General features: G+C 29.5%; 14 protein-coding genes. 7 read left to right on the forward strand and 7 right to left on the reverse strand.

The annotated features are described in order from the left end of the window. The first annotated feature begins 5 nt into the window (after positions 1 to 5). Positions 6 to 1,193, forward strand: coding sequence for a glycosyltransferase (locus ASC36_RS02855; RefSeq protein WP_055424983.1), 1,188 nt, complete (start codon positions 6 to 8; stop codon positions 1,191 to 1,193). 106 nt (positions 1,194 to 1,299) lie between these two features. Continuing rightward, positions 1,300 to 2,787 carry a hypothetical protein gene (locus tag ASC36_RS02860; protein ID WP_055424984.1) on the forward strand — a complete coding sequence of 496 codons (1,488 nt, stop codon included), beginning with the start codon at positions 1,300 to 1,302 and terminating at the stop codon, positions 2,785 to 2,787. Positions 2,788 to 2,863: 76 nt separating this feature from the next. Here the strand turns inward: ASC36_RS02860 and pyk are convergent, their stop codons facing one another. The 6 genes from pyk to ASC36_RS02890 form a co-directional block, all read right to left on the reverse strand. Continuing rightward, on the reverse strand, positions 2,864 to 4,291 hold the full coding sequence (pyk, locus tag ASC36_RS02865; protein WP_055424985.1) for a pyruvate kinase: 1,428 nt from the start codon (positions 4,289 to 4,291) through the stop codon (positions 2,864 to 2,866). Beyond that, positions 4,291 to 4,773 (reverse strand): IPExxxVDY family protein, encoded by a 483-nt coding sequence (locus ASC36_RS02870; protein ID WP_055424986.1) that lies wholly within the window; start codon positions 4,771 to 4,773, stop codon positions 4,291 to 4,293. The genes pyk and ASC36_RS02870 overlap by 1 nt, the downstream gene beginning before the upstream one ends. Continuing rightward, a complete protein-coding gene (rnc, locus tag ASC36_RS02875) occupies positions 4,770 to 5,519 on the reverse strand; it encodes a ribonuclease III (RefSeq protein WP_055424987.1) in 750 nt (249 codons plus the stop codon). Before rnc ends, ASC36_RS02870 begins: the two co-directional genes overlap by 4 nt. A gap of 19 nt (positions 5,520 to 5,538) precedes the next feature. Then, positions 5,539 to 6,789 carry a beta-ketoacyl-ACP synthase II gene (gene fabF / locus ASC36_RS02880; RefSeq protein ID WP_055424988.1) on the reverse strand — a complete coding sequence of 417 codons (1,251 nt, stop codon included), beginning with the start codon at positions 6,787 to 6,789 and terminating at the stop codon, positions 5,539 to 5,541. A 23-nt stretch (positions 6,790 to 6,812) separates the two neighbouring features. Beyond that, positions 6,813 to 7,052, reverse strand: coding sequence for an acyl carrier protein (locus tag ASC36_RS02885; RefSeq protein ID WP_055424989.1), 240 nt, complete (start codon positions 7,050 to 7,052; stop codon positions 6,813 to 6,815). Between the two features lie 235 nt (positions 7,053 to 7,287). Then, a complete protein-coding gene (locus ASC36_RS02890) occupies positions 7,288 to 8,064 on the reverse strand; it encodes an HAD-IIB family hydrolase (protein ID WP_055424990.1) in 777 nt (258 codons plus the stop codon). A gap of 81 nt (positions 8,065 to 8,145) precedes the next feature. Between ASC36_RS02890 and ASC36_RS02895 the strand changes: the two genes are divergently transcribed. Continuing rightward, a complete protein-coding gene (locus tag ASC36_RS02895; protein ID WP_055424991.1) occupies positions 8,146 to 8,841 on the forward strand; it encodes a ribonuclease H-like domain-containing protein in 696 nt (231 codons plus the stop codon). Positions 8,842 to 8,843: 2 nt separating this feature from the next. Here ASC36_RS02895 and ASC36_RS02900 read toward each other — a convergent pair whose 3' ends face one another. Beyond that, on the reverse strand, positions 8,844 to 10,907 hold the full coding sequence (locus ASC36_RS02900) for an LTA synthase family protein (protein ID WP_055424992.1): 2,064 nt from the start codon (positions 10,905 to 10,907) through the stop codon (positions 8,844 to 8,846). Between the two features lie 1,483 nt (positions 10,908 to 12,390). On the opposite strand from ASC36_RS02900, the gene ASC36_RS02910 reads away from it, so the two are divergent. The 4 genes from ASC36_RS02910 (at position 12,391) to ASC36_RS02925 (ending at position 18,514) form a co-directional block, all read left to right on the forward strand. Beyond that, the gene (locus tag ASC36_RS02910; RefSeq protein WP_055424994.1) at positions 12,391 to 13,266 is read left to right on the forward strand and encodes an aspartate carbamoyltransferase catalytic subunit; all 876 of its coding nucleotides are present in this window, start codon (positions 12,391 to 12,393) and stop codon (positions 13,264 to 13,266) included. Between the two features lie 34 nt (positions 13,267 to 13,300). Continuing rightward, the gene (locus ASC36_RS02915) at positions 13,301 to 14,374 is read left to right on the forward strand and encodes a carbamoyl phosphate synthase small subunit (RefSeq protein WP_055424995.1); all 1,074 of its coding nucleotides are present in this window, start codon (positions 13,301 to 13,303) and stop codon (positions 14,372 to 14,374) included. 129 nt (positions 14,375 to 14,503) lie between these two features. Next, complete coding sequence (carB, locus tag ASC36_RS02920) at positions 14,504 to 17,680, forward strand: carbamoyl-phosphate synthase large subunit (protein ID WP_055424996.1); 3,177 nt, start codon at positions 14,504 to 14,506, stop codon at positions 17,678 to 17,680. A 420-nt stretch (positions 17,681 to 18,100) separates the two neighbouring features. Continuing rightward, positions 18,101 to 18,514, forward strand: a complete 414-nt coding sequence (locus ASC36_RS02925) for a DoxX family protein (protein ID WP_055424997.1) — start codon at positions 18,101 to 18,103, stop codon at positions 18,512 to 18,514. Positions 18,515 to 18,563: the final 49 nt, after the last annotated feature.

Genomic DNA, 18,563 nt, shown 5'->3' on the forward strand with positions numbered 1-18,563 from the left:
AAATTATGTCAAAATTCTTATTTGTTGTCCCTCCTTTTTTTGGACATATTAATCCTAGTCTTAGTATAGGTAGAACATTATTAGAAAACGGCCATGAAGTTGCATGGGCCGGATTAACCGAAATAAAGCCTGAAACTATACCGGCAGGGGGTACTTTTTTTATATTAAAAGAATCTTATCAAGAAAATAAAGAAGAAATACAAGATATCATTAAATTACAAGATAGAGGTGCCAACTTACCTGCTTTGGAAGCATTAAAATTAGGTCTCCAAGATACATACATTCCATTTGCAAAAATAATGTATGCTGAGCTTTCAAAATTAGTAGATACCTATAAACCAGATGTTGTAATAAATGACTGTATCACATTTGCGGGAGCATTGGTAGCTCATGTTAAAAAAATTCCTTTAGCTACTATTACTCCTGTTACCCCTAATACACTTCATGATCCGGGAACTGCACCCAAAGTGACTCAATGGGTTCATGATTCCATAATAAATTTACAAAAATCTGTCGGTATATCGGGTGATGAAGAATTAATTTCCTCTAAAGAAGTTAATATGTTTTACACTTCTCAAAAATTTGCAGGATATAAAGATGGTGAATATCCTTCTTATATGAAATTTATTGGAGCTTTAACTGGTCGACCAGATAATACCCCTTTTGATTGGGAAAGATTAAACAAAAATAATAATCCTAAAATTTATATATCTTTAGGTACAGTTTTAGTAAATATTCGTAAAGAATTTTTCACTAAAATGATAGAAGCTCTTAAAGATAAGAATGTAACTGTAGTAGCAGCAACAGACCCTGCTATCATTGAACAATGGCCTGATAACTTTATTGTACAAAGCTATGTACCGCAGCTCGATCTACTTAAACATATTGATGTAGTTATTGGTCATGGAGGACTAAATACCGTTTGCGATACTTATATGAACGGTATTCCAATGCTCATTATACCTATAGCTTTTGATCAATCTCATACAGCAACTTTAATTGAGCAATATGGATGCGGCATAAGATTAAAATACAAACGTATGAGAATTAAGGACATAGAATATGCTGTGGATGAATTACTATATAATGAAAAATATAAAAAAGCTGCCAAAGAAATTCAAAAATCATTTTTGGAAGCCGGGGGAAATAAAAAAGCTGCTGAGCTTATTGAAAATCTAGCTAATAAAAATTAAGTGTAAACAAATATTTAAATTTTATAAGATGGAAAAAACTTCTGAAAAGAATATTTACTTTTTACTATTTATATATGTTTTAAGTATATTATTCATATGCTCAAAGATGTCCCCTCTTTATGTTACCAATGAATGGGCAGATCCTAACATATATTTTAATGTTGCTAAGGGAATGGTAAACGGAAGGGCTTTATATACTGAAATTTTTGATCATAAAGGTCCTTTTATATTTTTTATTTATGCTGCAGGATATTTAATTTCGAATGAAAATTTTTACGGAATGTTTTTAATTGAACTAGTATCCTGGTATGTTCTAGCATTATCATTATACTCAAGTTCGAGATTATTTTTAAATAAATTCATTTCTTATATCATTGCTACAGCTTTCTTTATTTTTTTAATTAAAAGCATGAAAGCTGGTGGGTCTGCAGAAGAATTTATTTTATGTATGGAAGGGGTTACGTTATATTTGTTTTTAAAGTATTTTAAAGCTGACAATCCCATCCATAAACCAAAATATATGTTTATTCATGGTTTGTTAGTCACTGCTGTATTATTTACAAAAATAAACCTGATAGCATTTTGGATTTTTCCTCTTTCCACTATATTTATAAATATATTATATCATAAAGAATATAAAAATTTTATATATAATATTTTAACATTTATTTCGGGAGCTTTAATCATTAGCATACCGGTTGTTGGATATCTTTATTCCCATAATTGCTTAGAAGAAGCCTATAAAATTTATATTGAATTGAATAGTGCTTATGCAAAATTAGGTACCCCTAAAAATATTCTACTCCGGTTACTGTCAAGAATTCTTTATTTATTCTTAGAACCAACTTGTTTATTTTTACTTGCTTTTATAGGAATATTTTTATTCCCACTAAAATATATTAAAAATATATTTGCAAAAGTAGGTATAGTATTATCCGGAATTATTTTATACACAGTTATATTTATGGGTAAATTTCAATATTATTATCCAATCCCTTATTTAATTTTCGGATTTTTAGGTTTTATATATGTTGGAATGATTTTTCAAAAATCTTTTGGATCATTTTATTTAAATTCGAATAAATCATTAATCTTTTCCATGTTGATTTTCATATCCACATGTGCCAGTGTGGCTGGACTTGATAATACACGCGTTGAAGCTTGGGTATTAAGTGGTGAAAATCATGATCGAAAAGCTTTAATGACAATGAAGTTTAAAAATGAAATCATGAAAGTAAATAATCCTACATTATTAAATTTAGGATTCGGTTTGGCAAATAATCTTTTTACAACCTGTAATATTGTTCCTAACATTAAATATTTTGTGACTCCCAATCTCTCTCATAGATTTTATCCTCAGTTAAGAGATGAACAATTTCAATATTTAAAAGATAAAAAAACAGATTTCGTCATCATACAGCAATATATACCTAGTAATGGTTATTATGAAAAAATGGATCCAATTGACACCCCTTATAGCTTGAAAAAAAATCCATTATTATTAGAAAATTATAAGTTAATTCTTACTGATACTATTATTAATACGATTGATGAGAGGGCGGTAGATGTTTATTTTTTATATAAGAAAAAATAGTAACTATTTATAGTTATATATAAAAAGAGTTCAGGTTAAACCTGAACTCTTTTTTTTGGTTATATGTTAAAATATTTTATATTTGGGTAAGACGTAAAGTATTAGTCAAACTATTTGCGAAAGACGGCATAGCATTAAGATTGATTACAAAATCTCCTGATTTTATATAACCTTTTTCTTTAATATTTTTATTAACTTCGACTACCGTTTCATCAGTACTTTTTAGACCCTCATATAAATATGCTTTTACACCCCATAACAAGCTTAGCATATTGATGATTCTTTTATTGGATGTAAACACAATTATATTAGCTAGCGGACGATGAGATGAAATTTGAAATGCCGTATATCCTGATTGAGTTAAAGTAATAATAGCTTTCGCACCTACTTGACCAACCATACCCGCAGCATTATAACAAATCATATCTGTTATATAACGTTCACTACCTTTTTTAGGATAATGTAATGGTATTTGAATATGATGATCATCCTCTACGCTTACAATAATCTTCGACATATTCTCTATTACTTCAACCGGATGTTTACCTACGGATGTTTCTCCACTCAACATAACAGCGTCTGCTCCATCTAATACTGAATTGGCAACGTCATTGACTTCTGCCCTAGTAGGTGTTAATCCGTCGATCATGCTTTCCATCATTTGAGTCGCTATAATAACAGGTTTACATTGAGTTTTACATATGCTAACCAGATTTTTTTGAATTAAAGGAACTTTTTCCATTGGAATTTCAATTCCTAAATCTCCTCTGGCTACCATAATACCATCAACAACATGAACTATTTCTTCAATATTAGTTATAGCTTCCGGCTTTTCAATCTTTGCTATAATTGGAATTTTATGGTTACAATGCTTTTGTATTAAATTTTGTAAATCGATTACATCTTCTTTATGTCTAACAAAAGACAGTGCAATCCAATCAAATTCGTATTTAATCGCAGTCATTGCATCTTTAATGTCCTTTTCCGTTAAAGCCGGTAAGGAAATTTGAGTATTAGGTAAATTAACTCCTTTTTTAGATTTTAATGGACCTCCTTGAATAACTTTTGCTACTACTTTATCTGTTAAATTAGTTTCAACTACTTCAAAAATTAATTTTCCGTCATCTAATAGTATTCTTTCCCCAACTTTTACATCTTTAGCAAATTGTGGGTAGCTCATATAAACTTGTTTTGCATCTCCTTCTATATTTTCACTTGTAAACGTGATTATATCTCCGGCATTAACAATAGTTCCTTCTTTAACAACACCTACTCTTAATTTAGGCCCTTGTAAATCGGCTAATAATGCTACACTAAAACCATGTTCTTCATTAAGGTCTCTTACAGTACGCACCCATTTTTTTACAACTTCTTCTTCTGCATGAGAGAAATTCACTCTAATTACATTTACACCCGCTTTAAACATTTTTAATAGTATATCCTTATCTTCAGATGCTGGCCCAATAGTAGCTACTATTTTCGTTTTTTTTCTAAATCCACTCATTATGTAGGTAATATCAAATTTTCTAAATTTCTTATTTTAATTTTATCTATATTTATTTCACTAAATTTATAAATATTTTTAAGATTTCCCAAATCTATATAGAATTCTTCATCTAATAAGAAGTCTGATTTTAAGAAATAATTGAAATATTTATATTCAGGAATTAAGATTTTAATTTTTTCGATCTCATCAAAAAAACTATCATTTTCATATATAGGTTGAGGGTAGGAAATGTTACTAATTAATTCTATTTTTTGTTTAGTCTTTTCATGAAAAAACCTGTAAATTGAAAAAATATAAGTAATTCCATCTTCTATTATTTGTTGATCATTAACACGCTTAAAATTTAAGTTACAATTCTTATTTAAATAGAATACAAAATCATAATCTTTATTAATATATGATTTAAATCCTAATAAATTAAAATCAAATACCGGGTCATCAATCTCCCAATCTAAAGAATATGTTTTTAATACACTCATTTGCCTTGCAAAGAATTAAAGTACTTGTTTAAACTATGATAGGCTCTTCTAGAAGCACTCTCTTCAGCTTTTTTCTTAGATGTAGCCCTTCCTTTAGCAATAATCTTATTATCTAATTGAATTATGGAATTAAAGATTAAAGATTCTTCTGCATTTTCTTCTTGAAATGTATTAAAGATGATTTCAAATTTATTTTTTTGAGCCCATTCTATTATTAAGCTTTTGTAACTTGCGATTCTTTTTTCAAGCTGTTCAAAATTTTCCTGCTTGATGAGTGTTTCTTTAATAAAATTTCGACAAAATTCAAAGCCACTATCTATATAAATTGCTCCAACCAGTGCTTCATACAAATTTCCATTTATATTTTCACCCAAATTGGTGTTTTGCCTCTTTTGAAGAAATGAGGTTAATTTTAAATCTGCTCCTAACTCATTTAAGAATTTTCTGTTAACCAACTTGGATCGCATCTGAGTAAGATAACCTTCTTTTTTGTCAGGTGCCTGATGATATAAATAGTCAGATACAATACTTGATAATATTGAATCACCTAAAAATTCTAATCTTTCGAAATTTTTATTATCATTATTTATCGAGGAATGTGTAAAACACTCATAAAAGATCAAAATATTGGATGGTTTATAACCAATAAGATTTTCAATTTTCTTTTTAAAAGTTGTTTCCTCTTTTTTTTTAGAATTTTGTTTAAATAAATATGAACATAAAAGTATTCTTTTCCAAATACTCATTTGTTAATAATCTCTTATTTTAAAATTTCTTTAAAATAACACATGCATTATGACCACCAAAACCAAAAGTATTACTCATTGCATAATTAACTTGCTTCTCTTTAGCTACGTTAAAAGTAAAATCTAATTTATTATCAAACTCGTCATCATCTGTAAAATGATTAATTGTAGGTGGAACTTTATTTTCTTTAATAGCTACTATACACGCCAATGCTTCAATAGCACCTGCAGCACCCAATAGATGACCAGTCATGGATTTAGTAGAATTGATCTGAATGTTGTAGGAATGTTCACCAAATAATTTTAAGATAGCTTTAGATTCAGCTAAGTCTCCTAATGGTGTCGAAGTTCCATGGACGTTAATATGATTGATATCTGTTAATTTGATTCCAGCGTCCTCAATAGCATTTTTCATAACATTATATGCCCCAAATCCTTCAGGATGTGGAGCGGTCATATGATAACCATCGGAACTTAATCCACCTCCAACAACTTCAGCATAAATAGTAGCACCTCTTTTTACAGCATGCTCATACTCTTCTAAAATAAGTGTTCCTGCCCCTTCACCCAAAACAAATCCATCTCTGTCTTTATCGAAAGGTCTAGATGCAGTTTTAGGATCATCATTACGTGTCGACATCGCATGTAAAGCATTAAAACCACCTACACCACTTGCTACTATCGCTGCCTCAGAGCCCCCTGTTATAATAATGTCTGCTTTACCTAATCTTAAAAGCATTAAAGCGTCAATTATTGAATTAGAGGATGAAGCACAAGCTGAAACGGTTGCATAATTAGGCCCTTTAAATCCATATTCGATTGAAATAAGACCGGCGGTCATATCTGCAATCATTTTGGGGATAAAAAAAGGATTAAACCTTGGCGTCCCATTCCCTATAGCATATGTAGAAACTTCTTGCTCAAACGTGTTCAGTCCACCTATTCCGGAACCCCACACAACTCCTACTCTATCTTTATTTAAGTCAGGATATTCTAACATTTTACTATCGATTACTGCCTCTTTAGTAGAAATTAATCCAAATTGAGCACATCGATCATATTTACGAATATCTTTTTTTTCAAAATAATCCTCCGGATTATAATTTTTTACTTCGCAAGCAAATTTTGTTTTAAAATTTGTTGCGTCAAATAGAGTAATTGGACTAGCTCCACTAACTCCGCTTAATAAAGCGTTACAGTATTCTTTAAAATTATTCCCGATTGGAGTTATTGCACCAAGTCCAGTTACTACTACTCGTTTTAAAGCCATACTTTAATGTGTCTTTGTGTAAATTATTGTTTGTTTACTTCTTCAATATAAGAAATAGCTTGACCAACCGTTGAAATCTTTTCTGCTTGATCATCAGGGATTTGAATATCAAATTCTTTTTCAAACTCCATGATTAATTCCACTGTGTCTAATGAATCTGCCCCTAAGTCATTTGTAAAACTTGCTTCTGGTGTTACTTCGCTTTCATCTACTCCTAGTTTATCAACGATGATAGCTTTTACTCTTGATGTAATGTCAGACATAACCTTTTATTTTTTTATTATAGTTTAGTCGGCAAATATAAAAATTTTTTTACTATAATAATATTTTTTAATACTTTTTGATAGTTATATATATTCATTAATGATTTTATTGTAATTTTATTAACTTTAAAATCAATATATTAAATCAAATTTAAATATACCTTTAAAATATTAATTATTTTTCTATTTTTCTATCATATTTTGCTCGATTGTACTTATTGTTCATAATGAAATATTAATTAAAAAATTTTTTTTCGATGTGGTTTAGCGAATCATAAACTCCCCTTCCATACTTATATGACGAAATGTAATTCGCTATTTTTTTTAAAGGTAACTCTGCATTATTTACTGCACATCCATAGAATGAATTTCCAATCATTTCTAAATCATTATAAGAATCGCCAAATGAAAAAATTCTTCCATTTGTATTTTTTAAAATCTCTTGTAGTGCTAAGTATTTATTTATTTTTGAAGAAAATATTTCTATATAGGAACCTGAAGATGCAGTTATATGCACTCCTTTAAGATTGTTATTAAAATCACATGTTATATCTTGAATTTGTTTTTCCCCAACAACCAATATTTTTAAAACCTCTTGAGATTTATAATCCGATAATGTCAATGCACGATGTCTAACTCCTTTTACTTCTTTGCGGTATACTTCCGTTTCTAAAGACGAAGCATACCAAGTATCTTTTGTATAGAACCATATATTTGAATATTGATGCTTAACATTTAAAAAATAATTTACGATATCTTGTGGTATGGGATAGGTTTTAAGTGTCTTATTTTTATAGAGAATATGAGCTCCATTTAAAGCTACAATATAATCAATGATTAAGTCTTTATGTGAATACATATTTATTATTCCTTGAAAGGGTCGCCCGGATGCTAAAACAACCTCTCCTAATTTTGAAGCTCTTTGCAATGCTTTTATACCGTATGTGTCTAAAAACGGGTTGCATGAAGCAGTTAATGTACCGTCAATATCTGAAACAAAAATATTTTTCATAATCTTTTTATATTTTTTAAAATTAATCAATATTATCTGAATTATAAGTTTTGATTACCTTTGAATTATTAAATGTAAATTATGTTATCTTCTATTCCTTTAAGACAAATTTTATTTCTTGATTTAGAAACCGTTCCTCAACAAGAAAAATGGAATGAATTATCTGAAAGAACTAAAGTTTTATGGGAGAAAAAAACTCAATTTCAAAGAAAAGAAAATGTTACTCCTGAAGAGTATTATTATGAAAGAGCCGGAATGCTTTCTGAGTTTGGAAAAATTGTATGTTTATCTTGTGGATTAATCATTGACGATAAAAAAATTCGTATCAAAAGTTTTTATGGAAATCATGAAAAAAAAATATTAACCGGGTTTAACGAATTGTTGAAATCAAATTATTTTAAATCAAATTTAATTTTATGTGCTCATAACGGAAAAGAATTTGATTTCCCTTATATAGCCAGACGAATGATTATCCATCAAATGGAATTACCTAAAATTTTAAGATTGCATGGAAAAAAACCATGGGAAATTCCACATCTTGATACTATGGAATTATGGAAATTTGGAGATTATAAACATTATACTTCTTTGGATTTATTATCTCATATTTTTGGGTTGCCCTCTCCAAAAGATGACTTGAATGGAAGTGAGGTTTCTAACGTATTTTATAAAGATAAAAATTTCGAACGTATAAAATCATATTGTGAAAATGATGTGATTACACTTATTAATGTGTTCCGTAAGATGAGAAACGAATCAATTTTAGAAAGAGAATAATATTATTTATTTTTAATTCGTAACATGTTGTTTTCAATAAAATAAAAGCAGGTTTGATAATTAGCTATTGCTTCTTCAGCTAGGGATGAATCAATAGATGTTGATTTATTCATCTGAGTATCTTTAGTTACATTATATTGTTCAATTTTTTGATTAGGAGATAAAACAATTAATTTATTATCTTTTAAATATCCTAATTTTTGATAGGTTGCGATTAATGCTCTTGGTTGATAGGAACTATTAAATACATCTTGTCCATAAAAACGAGAGGAATAAGAGAAATGTAATTTTCCAAAAAGTGTTGGCATGAGATCAATTTGAGAAACTATTTTAGAAAACTTTTCAGGTTTTATAAATCCCGGTGAGTATATAATAGCAGGTATTTTATATTTATCTAAGGGAATATCTTCTTTTCCTGCACTTGAAGCGCAGTGATCTGCTACAAATACAAATACTGTTTTGGAAAACCAGGAACGTTTTTTAGCTTCTTCAATGAACTTACCTATGGCATAATCCGTATATTTTACCCCTCCTTCTCTTGACTTACTTGTATTAGATATATCTATTTTTCCCGATGGAAAGGTAAATGGCCTGTGATTACTTACAGTCATAATATGTCCAAAAAAAGGTGTTTTATGTTTACTATTTTCATCAAAAATACGTATTGCTTTCATAAACATATCTTCATCACATACTCCCCATATATTTGCGAAACTTATTTCTTCTTTTTTAAATGAGTTCCTGTCAATAATGTTATAGCCATTTCCTCCAAAAAAAGTATTCATATTATCAAAATATCCATATCCACCATAAAAATATTGAACCTTATATCCTCTACGTTTAAATAAATATCCTGTAGAATACATATGATCATTATTACTTCTTTTAATTAGACTTTCACCGGGTGAAGGGGGAATACAAAGAGTAACAGATTCTAAGCCTCTAACCGTTCTATTTCCCGTTGCATACATGTTGGTAAAAAAAAGTCCTTCGCTTGCCAATTTATCTAAATTAGTTGTTAAATTATGAGTATTACCAAAATCCTTTAAAAAGTTGGCGCTCATACTTTCTATGGTTACAAGGATTACATTTTTACGAAGTTCGGGAAGAGTATCTTTAATAATTTTAGAATTATTATTTTCTGACCACTGATTATTATAAACTTTAGCAATTATTGAAAAAGCTTTTTGTAAAGGTAATTTTGCATAAAATTTATCGTAATTTAAGGAACTGTCACTATATGCGCTAGAAAAGTGTATTAATCCATTTGCTTGCAACTCATTTACAAAGGTATTATCTGAATTTTCATATTTTTCACATATTTTTAAAAGGAATATTGCACTTATGAATAGTAAAACATAAACTATACCGTTAATTAATTTTATTTTAAAATTGGGTAGATCCGCAAAATATTTCTTAGACCCTTTAAGGTAAAATATTGTAATCAATACTGAAATTAAAATTAATACAGAAAACATAGGAATAATAGGGTATGATTCTAATATATTCCCTATTACCTCATTAGTATAAATTAAATAGTCTACTGCTATAAAATTATATCTGACCCCAAACTCATTCCAAAATAAAAATTCGCTGATAACATTGAAATTAATTATAAAAATGTATAAAAAGAAAATAAAAAAATATACACAATAACGCCATGTTTGCCTTATTTTAGGTATCAATAATAATATGGTAAAAGAAAATGCTTTTATAAGCACAAAAGTTTTAATTATGGTTGGTACAATACTGCCATAATCTTCAAAAATAGTTTTAAATAGAAACAAATAACCTAATAAAATTATAAAAAGCCCTAAAATAATATATTGTAAAGGTGATTTAAATTTTGAATCTGTAATAAAAGTTAGATGTATCCATAGAAAAATGAAAATTAAAACAGATACACCATAATCATTAATTAAACCAATTGAAAATATTTTAAAATAATCAAGAACCGAAAAATTTGAATCAGTAACAGGGGAAAAGAGAAGTACTATTCTTAAGATTAAACCAACTATTATGTAAAAACTTGAAATTTTTATAAAAGGGGCTACTAATTTTATCATTTAATTATTTATCGTATTTTATTTTAATTTTTATTATTTATTAAAATTAAAACTATTATTTTTTTTTCTTATATTATTTAAATTAATGAAAATAATTTATTAATCTTATAATAAGATATGAATTAATATTTATTTCTCGGTTATTGCAAACAATCAAATATATAAAATTATTATAATTCACAAGTTGTTTAAATATGTTTAGTTTAATCAGATAATAAATGGTTTACAAGATTAACTATAACTTGTACAAATAATGACATGAGGATTTATTTTTTTTATACTAAAAATTTATCTTTTTTATCTTACAAACATAATTTATTATCTATTTTTTATAAAAATTTTAAAAATTAGATAGCTATAATTTAAAGTAATACTTAACCATATTTATAAACTTGTTTTTACATTAATTTAATAAATTTTAATTTTAACTTTTATAATTCCATTGTATAACATCAAATAACGATAAAATTTTACATGCAATATCATAGTAAATTACTTCCAGATATGGACTTTTAATATTTTATACATATTCGTATCTACTACTTTCGGACAAATCAATGCCTTATCAATAGATTTTAAAACCTCAACTTCATCAAGCAAAAGTTGAACCAGCACAATCCCTAACTACAACTCCATTACCCTTTTCAGCAGAATCATTAAATATTAGTTAGAAATACTACTTGTATAATCTAGCCCTATCCAATCTACCGTTAACTTTCACTTTTACTTTGGATACTTATATTGTATACTTTAACAAGATCAGAAATATCTATATGTACATACAATAGTAATAAATAATAAGCAGGTAATCCATAAAAACTTTTTTTTCATGTAATCTGGTTTTATCCTTTTTAGCTAATATTAATTATTTTAATAGAATTTTCAATCATATAAATATAGTATTTCTTTGAAAAATCATCTAGATATCACATCTCTATTACAATAAACAATACTCACTTAATATCCGCCTGGTATAAAAACACTATTAGTAATAGTGTCTATATAAAATGTAAGTTTTATAACGCATAACTATAACAAGATGTTACCAAGAAAAATAATGATTATGTACCTTCAGTGCATATGATATCTCAATTAAATCATAACATAGATAACTTAATATGCATCTTATAAATGAAAATTTAAATTGCATAATCAAAAAAAACAACTTATCTTTGTAGGATTTTAAAAAATCGATTTAATAAAAATTTTGTATAATTACACTAATTAAATCTTTTGAATAATTCTGAATCAATACCTGAAATAATAGCAAAAAAAGGAACTTTTACTCCTTACAGGAAATTTATTCACTTACTATTTCAGATTCAGGGCAAGAAATCATTTTTAGAAGATACCGGAAATATTTTTTTTAAATATTCATTTAAAACATCTTATTATTTAATAAGATGTTTTTTTTTATTTTTAAAAAGTATTAGTAGAAATTACTGTATAAATAACGTCAATTAAACTAATATATATATAAATAATGAATCACTTTATCACTTTAGAAAATCTTGATCTGAGTTTGATTGAGGAACTAATAGATGATGCGATAAGCTTTAAAAAGAAAAAAGCTTTTCCCAATCTATCTAATCGTTATGTATCCAATTTATTTTTCGAGAACAGCACTCGAACCAAACTCAGTTTTGAAATGGCCGAGAAAAAAACAGGAATGGAAATTATATATTTCGATGCAGAAAGCTCAAGTGTTAAGAAAGGTGAAACTCTTTACGATACAGTTAAAACTCTAAATTCCATAGGGGTTGAATGTTTTGTTATAAGACATATGCAGGATAGATTTTATGACGATTTAATTACTAAAATAGACGTACCAATAATCAATGCAGGTGATGGATGCGGAGACCACCCGACCCAATCTCTATTGGATTTGGTAACCATATATGAGGAATTCGGTACTTTTAAAGATTTGAATATAGTAATTGTCGGGGATGTAATACATAGCAGAGTAGCACATTCAGATGCTAAAATTTTAAAAAGATTAGGTTCTTCTATAACATTTGCCACTCCTGATTTTTGGAGAGATTCAAGCATGACTATGGGAACATATACCTCTCTTGATTCAGCAATACAAAATGCAGACGTCGTGATGTTATTAAGAAACCAGAATGAAAGACATTCGAAACAATACGATGAAAAAAATTTTTTAGACTTATATGGATTGACCAAGCAAAGAGCTAATCAAATGAAATCTTCAGCTATAATTATGCATCCGGCACCGATAAACCGAAATGTTGAAATAGATGGGGATCTAATTGAATCTCCCCAATCAAGAATATTTACACAGATGACAAACGGAGTATTTGCCAGGATCACTGTGCTTAACTATGTTTTTAATTCATAATTTTATTTAAACCATTACAATAAATTAACAACCCTTGAAAAGAAAATTAGTTTTAGAAAACGGATTAGTATTTAATGGTGAAGGCTTTGGTGGCGATCAATTCACGATCGGTGAAGTAGTATTTACCACAGGAATGACTGGTTATCAAGAAACCTTATCAGATCCTTCATTCCACAAACAAATTATTGTTTTCACTTACCCCTTAATAGGAAATTATGGAATTAATCCCAGCGATTTTGAATCCCTCAATTCTTTTGTAGGCGGAGTTATTGTCCATGAATACGCTAAAACGGAATCTCACTGGAAAAGTCAAATGAACATAGATTCTTTTTTAAAAAAACAAAATATTCCCGGCTTAAGCGGTATTGATACCCGCGCATTAGTAAAAACAATACGAATGAAGGGTAGCATGAAAGGTAAATTCTGTGATGAAAATGAGAATTTGGATGAAGTAGTTAAATCGCTACAGCATACCACGCTAAGACACCACGTTTCCGAAGTATCTACTCCTAGAGCGTATAGCGCTCCTGCAGGAGGACACAGAATTGTATTGATAGATTATGGAATGAAAAAAAGCATATTAAAAGAACTATGCTTAAGAAATTGCGATGTGGTGGTAGTTCCTTATAATACAGATGCTAATTCAATATTAGAATTAAATCCCGATGGAATTATGCTCTCTAATGGCCCCGGTAATCCGGAAGAATTGACTGAATCAATAAATACTATTAAAAAATTGAGTGGAAAAGCTCCTATATTCGGAATCTGTTTAGGTCATCAATTATATGCTCTAGCTCATGGAGCCAAAACATTTAAAATGTTATTCGGACACAGAGGAGCAAACCATCCTGTAAAAGAACTGGCTACCAATAGAGTTTATATAACCTCACAAAATCATGGATATGTAGTAGATGAAAAATCTTTGAAAAACACTACTTTAGAAGTAACTCATCGAGCATTAAATGACGGAACTGTAGAAGGATTACAGGATAAAAAGAATTGGGCATTTACTGTTCAATATCATCCGGAATCCTGTCCAGGACCTCATGATAATGAATATTTATTTAACAACTTTATGACTATGATTGAAGATTTCAAAAATAAATAGTAAAATTCTTACTATTTAAAAAATAAGCAATATTGAATTATTACCAGTTAAAAAGGATTTATGTAAAAGAACTAGTAAAAATTCTTACAAACTGAAGTCACTTCATCAAACTAAAAATTAAAAAACAAAATGCCAAAACGCACAGACATAAATAAAATTCTTGTAATAGGCTCAGGACCTATTATTATCGGACAGGCTGCCGAATTCGATTATGCCGGAACCCAGGCCTGCCTGGCTCTTAAGGAGGAAGGATACCAAGTTGTTCTTGTTAATTCGAATCCTGCAACTATTATGACCGATAAAGAAATTGCAGATAAGGTATATATGGAACCATTAACATTAGACTTTCTTCAACAAATTATTGCACTGGAGCGTCCCGATGCATTATTACCGTCTTTGGGGGGGCAGACCGGACTCAATCTTGCCGTTGAATTAGCTAAAGCAGGAACCCTAGCCCAGTACAATGTTGAAATTATAGGAACTAAGCTTTCTTCCATAGAACAAGCAGAGGACAGGGATTTATTTAAACAATTGATGGAAAATATTCATGAGCCTATTGCGGAAAGTATCATTGTCAATGATGTAGAAACTTCTGTGGAATTCGCCAATCAAATTGGCTATCCGATTATTGTAAGACCTGCTTTTACACTTGGAGGTACTGGAGGTGGGATAGCAGAAAATGAGGCAGAGTTAAGAGAAATTACTGATTCAGGCTTAAAATATAGTCCTGTTCATCAATGCCTTATTGAGAAAAGCATTGCAGGATATAAGGAAATTGAGTATGAAGTAATGAGAGATGCAAATGACAATGCTATTGTTGTTTGTAATATGGAAAATTTCGATCCGGTTGGAATACATACGGGAGATTCTATTGTTTTCGCACCCAGTCAAACATTGGCAGACCAAGAATACCAATTACTTAGAAATTCTGCTTTAAAAATAATTCGTGCACTGAAAATTGAAGGAGGTTGTAATGTTCAATTCGCTTTGGACCCTCTAAGCAGAGATTATATAGTCATTGAAGTCAACCCGAGAGTTAGCCGTTCTTCTGCCTTGGCATCTAAAGCCACCGGATATCCGATTGCAAAATTAGCGGCTAAAATTGCGGTGGGATTAACTCTTGATGAAATGAAAAATCCGGTAACCAATACTACCTATGCTTGTTTTGAACCCTCACTGGATTATGTTGTCGCTAAAATCCCGAGATGGCCTTTTGATAAATTTCAAAGTGCTAACAGACATTTAGGCACTCAGATGAAAGCTACCGGTGAAGTTATGGCTATTGGAACTTCTATTGAAGAAGCTCTATTAAAGGCTGTGCAATCGTTGGAAATAGGCTGCTTACATTTATCTAAAAAAGATATGAAGCCATTTGATCCTTCTACTTTCGATAAAAGGCTTAAAAATGCAGATGATGAACGTTTATTTTTAATTGCTGAGGCATTACGTAATGGTATAAGTATTCAAAAAATACATGAAATTACAAAAATTGACATATTCTTCCTGGCTAAAGTTTCACATATAATCAACATTGAAAAAGAAGTAAAAGAAAAACCAGTAAATAGCGATGTTTTAGCAAAAGCCAAAAAATATGGGTTTTCTGATTGGGAAATTGGTCAACTATGGGGAATGGAAGAAAACCAAGTCACTTCATTTAGAAAGAAAAATAATATTATTCCGGTATATAAAATGGTGGACACGTGTGCTGCTGAATTTATTTCGACAACTCCTTATTTTTATAGTACCTACGGCATAGAAAATGAATCTGTAAGGACCGATAAGAAAAAAGTGATTGTACTAGGTTCCGGACCTATACGAATAGGACAAGGAGTAGAATTTGATTATGCTACCGTCCATAGCGTTTTAGCCCTTAAAGAGTCAGGATATGAAGCCATAATCGTTAACAGTAATCCGGAAACCGTATCTACTGATTTCAGCATTTCTGACAAGCTCTATTTCGAGCCACTTACTAGAGAATCAATAACTTCAATCATAGATTTAGAAAAACCGGACGGAGTCTTAGTTCAATTTGGTGGTCAGACAGCCATTAACTTAGCTCAGGCTGCCATGGATGCAGGAGCAAAAATACTAGGTACTTCTCTAGAAGACATTGATCGAGCAGAAGATCGTAAAAAATTTGAAGAACAATTAAACGAATTAAATATTGCTCGCCCTAAAGGAGATACAGTATTTACTTTAAAAGACGCCATACGTGTAGCTAATTCTATTGGATATCCAGTTGTTATTCGTCCTTCCTATGTTCTAGGTGGAAGAGCCATGCAAATTGTGTATCAAGATTCTGAACTGGAAAGGTATATGAAAGAAGCTATCAATGTTCATGAGAAACAACCCATTTTAATTGATAAATACTTAATTGGAAAAGAAATAGAAGTGGATGCAATTTCCGATGGAGAAAACGTTTTTATTCCCGGAATTATGGAACATATTGAAAAAGCCGGAGTTCATTCCGGAGATTCTATTGCTGTATATCCTTCACAAACTTTAACAAAAGAGGAAAAAGATGAAATTATAAGACAAACCCAAGCGTTAGCCAAAGGGTTTAACATCATGGGGTTAATGAATATACAATTTGTTCTAATGAGTGGAAAAATATATGTTCTGGAAGTTAATCCACGTTCCAGCCGAACCATTCCATTCATGAGCAAAGTTACCGGTATTCCTTTAGCAAAAATAGCTACAAAAGCTGTGTTAGGACAATCTTTAAAAGAACAAGGATATGCTGTAGATTGTTATTTGGAACCTCGCAATATATATATCAAAGCTCCTGTTTTTTCATTTGCTAAATTACGCTCTGTAGATATAACTTTAGGGCCTGAAATGAAATCTACCGGTGAAGTTATAGGAAAAGACACGACGTATGAAAGAGCACTTTATAAAGCTCTTAGAGCAGGGCAAATCAATATACCAATTCTCGGAAATGCCATATTCACAGTTGCCGATAAGGATAAAGCAGAAGCTCTTCCTTTAGCCAAAAGATTTTATGATATAGGCTATACAATTATGGCCACTAAAGGAACTGCCAAGTATTTCCGCGATTATAATATTCCTGTTGTTGAAATCAATAAAATTGAAAGTGAAGACATCAATATTGTTAAAATTATGCAACAAGGAAAAGCTCAATTTGTAATCAACACCCTTTCTAATGACGGTACAGCTCAAGAAGACGGATTTTTAATACGACGAAATGCTGTTGAAAATAGTGTAGCCTGTTTCACCTCTTTAGATACCGCCGCTGCAGTGATTCAAGTATTAGAATCTATAGTATTTGATATCAAACCATTCTAATTTTTTATTTTAAAAATATAAATTCAAAAAAAGTCTTGATATTACAAGACTTTTTTGTTTTATAAATTTTTATAATTAATTTATTATTTAGAAAAATCATTATATATAATCATCACATGAAATGGTTAAGAAAAGTAATTTTTGATCATTCATCTAAACCTATCAATTCGTATTGAAGACTTAAGTAATTTATTTAGCAGTTATATGGATAATAAATATCAGAATCTACAATATGATAATATTATTGATTAATCATGTTTTATTTATATATATGGAAAACATATTTTATATTACTTACTTATGACTTAATCAAAAATTATGGTAATAGAACTTTAACTATAAAGAATACAATTTTATTTATAAAAGATAAGCAAAGTATGAAATAAAAAATTTATTTTTGATTAAATTTACATTATAATTATGGCAAAAGAATTGAATTCCGATCTTGGAAAACTCCTATTACGTATTTCAATAGGCGGATTAATGGTCTTCCATGGACTATCTAAATTATACCATGGTCACGACTTTATTAAAAAAATGTTAACTTCTAAAAACTTTCCTGAGTATCTCTGGCTTGGAGTACCTTTAGGGGAAGTAATTGCGCCCATTTGTATATTGATGGGAGTTTTTACAAGAATTTCTTCTCTTTTAATTGCATTTACTATGCTTATGACTTTTTATTTGGTACATGGGATAGAAGGCTTTACTCTATCGCAAACGGGAGGTATTAAAGTTGAGCTCAATTTGTTCTATTTAATAACTTCCTTAGCGCTTTTCTTTTTAGGTACAGGAAAATATAGCGTATATAAAGGAAACAACGGATTTATGATGTAAAATAATTCCTTTTTAATTTTCGTTCATTATTTTTTACTACTATATTACT

It is taken from the genome of Apibacter mensalis, assembly GCF_001418685.1.
GTDB classification, from domain to species: domain Bacteria; phylum Bacteroidota; class Bacteroidia; order Flavobacteriales; family Weeksellaceae; genus Apibacter; species Apibacter mensalis.